We start from the raw sequence: 3,731 nt of genomic DNA on the forward strand, positions 1-3,731 counted from the left end.
AGTTCTTTGCCGTTGTATTTGTATTCCTACACCCCTATATACTTCAAATTTTCAACACTACTTCAGTTTTAATGAACGCCTCATTATTCATTCAAATATAATGATTTTCAATTGAAAAAAAAGATTTTTATAGGATAAGACAAGCCATTTTTCGGGTTATAATTTTGCCCTTATTTTTTGCTGTCCTACTTTTTGATACAAAAAGTCGTTCACTCCGCGCTCCCCGTTCACTTACGCCAGCAAAAAATAAGGTAAGCTATTTAACATAAAATTCCGTTCATTATAGGCATTATCAGCCTATAATTTATTTTATGTTTTCGCTACCGCAAATAGCCAAAATCAACCCCGAAAAACGGCTTATTTTGATGGAGTACTCTTTTTTTCAATTGAAACCAAAGGTTCGATGAACTCAAATGAAAAATAAAATGAAGTGAATCAAAGAAAAAAGACTATTGTAAAGGATGATGCTTGTCGATAGCATCTTGTAAAGCTTTGATTCCTGTTTGTTTATATTTCTCGGTTGTATCTAAAAATTTATGTCCACAAAACAGCTGAACCGCTCGTAAATTATGTCCTTGACTGAGTAAATTGGTAATCACACTTTGTCTGATTTTAACCGAAGTTAATCGTTTGTCAACCTGCTTTTGATAGGTCGATAAAAGGTAATTAATGTCGTCTGCTGTTGTTGGATTTCCTAATTTATTGAGAATAAAAAAAGACTGTTTTGTTCGTTCTAATTGTGGTCTATCTTCCTGTAAATAGTGATAAAATAAAAGGATTTGTTCTGCTTTTAAAGACAGGGTTCTACTGTTGGTCATTCCTGTTTCACGGATGTAAATTTCCGCTTTATCGAGGTTGATATCTTCGAGTAGAATTTGGGTTACTTCCTTAACTAAAACGGCTTGATGAACGAATAAACTCAGGATAATTTGATTGCGTTTGGCTAAGATGGCATAACGTTCCTTTCGTGGTTCAAGTAAGGTTTTGAGTTCTTTTTCTGTCCATAAATCCTGTAATTGTACCGCTGTTTGTTTGGCATCCCGAAGCTTGATAAAGTGAGCAGGATTATCCTTTCTTACTTCTATTTCAATCAGATAATCGTAGTATTTTTTTAGTGCATACACCACACGTTTAATGGTTTTAGGTTGGTAATAATTCCGTAAAAAACCAATGTACTGCATCAGCTGTGGATAGTGGCATTTTTCGTGATTATGAGCGTATTTTTTGAACCGATTGATTTCATATAAATAATTGCTAATGGTACTTTTATTCAACTGATTTTCAAGATAATTTTCTAAAGTCATACGGCTTAATTTTAGTGTAAATTTGAGTGGTACGCAGTAAATCATGCCCTAAAAAATCCCGAACCATTTCAACGGTCATTTCATTTTCAAGTAAATGAGATGCAATACTATGGCGTAAATTATGTAAGCTAAATCCCTGTTTATCTAATCCACATCGAGTTAAAACACGACAAAAAACCGTATAAATTTTGTTTCCGCTCATTGGTTTTCCGTTTGAATTAAGTAGTAAAATGGATTCATCATTTCGTCTGTTTTTGGTTTTATCCTGGTACAGTTTAAAATCTTCTACAAGCTTTGTTGTAAGCGGAATAACACGTCTTTTCTTTCCTTTTCCACTGCGAACATATAAGCGTTTTTCACTTAAATGAATGTCTTCTACACATAGCCTTTCAACCTCTGTTCGTCTTAATCCACAACCATAACACAGGTTTAAAATCATTGTTTCTTCTAAATTGATGCAATTGCTGTAGAGTAGTGCGATTTGTTCTACACTTAAAACGGCTCGACTTTTATAAGTCGAACGTTTGATTTTTAAGGTATAAGGCGTTTTAATCAGCTGTTTTGTACGCAATAAATAGGCAAAGAATAAGCGAATCGCAAAGAGTTGTGTATGAATATAACTGTTACTCAACGGCTTTTTTCTTCGGCTACTGATTACAGTTTTCAAATGAAAATAAAAAGCTTCAATGTGATGACTTTCAATCGTGTAAATAAGTTCGTGAGAATGCTCAAACAGGGCTTTGACGTACTTTGGATAATGATTAACCACTGTTTTACAATAGCCTAATTGTTGTAATTCTGTTCTAAATTCATCGAGTATATCTTGCATAACTATGACGGGTTTGTTCACATTGTTTTTATTGTTTCTTATGGTGTTTACGAATCACTTCGTTAGATTTGAGGTTGTCTACTTTTGGAACATGGAACAATAGTATAGATGTTAGATTTTAGATATTAGAAACTAGATAGTTAAGTCTAAATTAATTGTTCCAAGATTGTTCCCTATTGTTTCAGTGAGTATCATAACTGTTCTATTTGTCGTAGAATCTTTTCTTTAATGGTTTGTCTTAACTTCTGGTAATCATCCCAATAATCCACTCGATAAGCAATTTTACGCAAGTTTCCTGCATATTTACTCGTTAGGTATTCGAGTTCAATTAAGCTGTTCATGTAGCGTGAACACTGCGCTTTGCTCATATTAAAGGCTTGGCGGATTTCTCGTTGTGTAAAGTCGATTTCAGAACCATTTACATTTTCTTTGTGTGCTTTTTTGCTTAAATACGCTTTTAGTTTCTCAAAAAATTGACGTAAACTCCCGTCTAATTCATCCACTTTTAGGACAATACTTTCAAAGAGAACCTCCGTTGCTTGCTTTAGATCCTCGACTTGTGTGATTAATTTTCCATCGTCCGTCAATTGTCTATTTTGCTGATTAATCAAGGTAATTTGACGAACGATACTTTGAAACATTTCGTTTAAACGTCTGATTTTATGCACTTCTTCGGGTAATTCTAATCGAGTAGCAAACGGATTAATCACGTGATACGGCACTAAATTTCGAATGATATTTTGTAAAAAATGTTTGGTTTTTTCTTCGGATTGATGGCTGACTTCGCCTGCATATCGTCTGTTTTGATAGGCAATAATTCGGCGGGATTGTTCGCTACTTTCGTCGACCGCTAATAGAAAACTACGGCTCATATTATCTTCGTAAATCTCGCCTTTTGTTGTTGCAGACAGCGAACTAAATACGCCACGAACCTCCTTTTTAACGGCTTTAATATTGCCTTTTTTATCCTTGATACTTACCGAACTACTTAGCCTTTGATTACTAATTAATTCACGCATGGCAAACATAGCTTCGTCTTTTAAACCGTCTAAATCCTCGATGATAAGCAATTTTCCAACTAATTCATATTCGCCCCAATTGTATAAACTACTTTCGGTAATTCGGGTAAAACGAAGTACATCTTCTTGTGGCATTAAATCGGCTATTTTACTGATTAAATGTGTTTTTCCACTGCCCGAACTTCCTTGTACAATGGCGTGAAGTGGGTGTTTGGTTTTATATGAACTTGCAATGATAAACAGTAATAATCGGCTGTCCTGTTCGCCTACAATGCCACTTTTTTCGATTAAATCATTCAATTGAAAAAATAAATCGGTTGTCATTTTAGGTTGTTCCAAAGGTGTTGGTACAGTTTCTTTTTCAATTGAAAAAGAAGTAAGAGAAGAAGAAAAATCAATTGGTTTTCTTTTCTCTAAACAGTCTAAAACAGTCGATTCATCATAAGCCATTAAAGTTTCATTGACATCTTTATCAATGAATTGAACACTATAAAACACCACTTTTGGATGAATGGATTGAAGTAATTTCGCATATTTTAAGGTAGCTTTTTGACCTGCTTCATCCATATCAAAACAGAA

Annotated in this window: 3 protein-coding genes; all 3 read right to left on the reverse strand. The window is 34.1% G+C overall.

The window, feature by feature from the left end; all coding sequences use genetic code 11:
• Window positions 1-449 precede the first annotated feature (449 nt).
• On the reverse strand, window positions 450-1,304 hold the full coding sequence (locus G0Q09_RS14635; protein ID WP_219035437.1) for a tyrosine-type recombinase/integrase: 855 nt from the start codon (window positions 1,302-1,304) through the stop codon (window positions 450-452).
• Window positions 1,282-2,133, reverse strand: coding sequence for a tyrosine-type recombinase/integrase (locus tag G0Q09_RS14640; RefSeq protein ID WP_219035438.1), 852 nt, complete (start codon window positions 2,131-2,133; stop codon window positions 1,282-1,284). Before G0Q09_RS14640 ends, G0Q09_RS14635 begins: the two co-directional genes overlap by 23 nt.
• A gap of 191 nt (window positions 2,134-2,324) precedes the next feature.
• A partial coding sequence (locus G0Q09_RS14645; protein ID WP_219035439.1) for an MTBMA_p00010-related P-loop-containing protein occupies window positions 2,325-3,731 on the reverse strand: 1,407 nt, incomplete at its 5' end.

Origin of the sequence: Empedobacter falsenii, from assembly GCF_019308355.1 — a bacterium.
GTDB lineage: Bacteria > Bacteroidota > Bacteroidia > Flavobacteriales > Weeksellaceae > Empedobacter > Empedobacter falsenii_B.

Excerpts from the sequence above, each read along its gene's own strand:
- G0Q09_RS14635 (WP_219035437.1), bottom strand. The coding sequence starts at position 1,304 with ATGACTTTAGAAAATTATCTTGAAAATCAGTTGAATAAAAGTACCATT.
- G0Q09_RS14640 (WP_219035438.1), bottom strand. The coding sequence starts at position 2,133 with ATGCAAGATATACTCGATGAATTTAGAACAGAATTACAACAATTAGGC.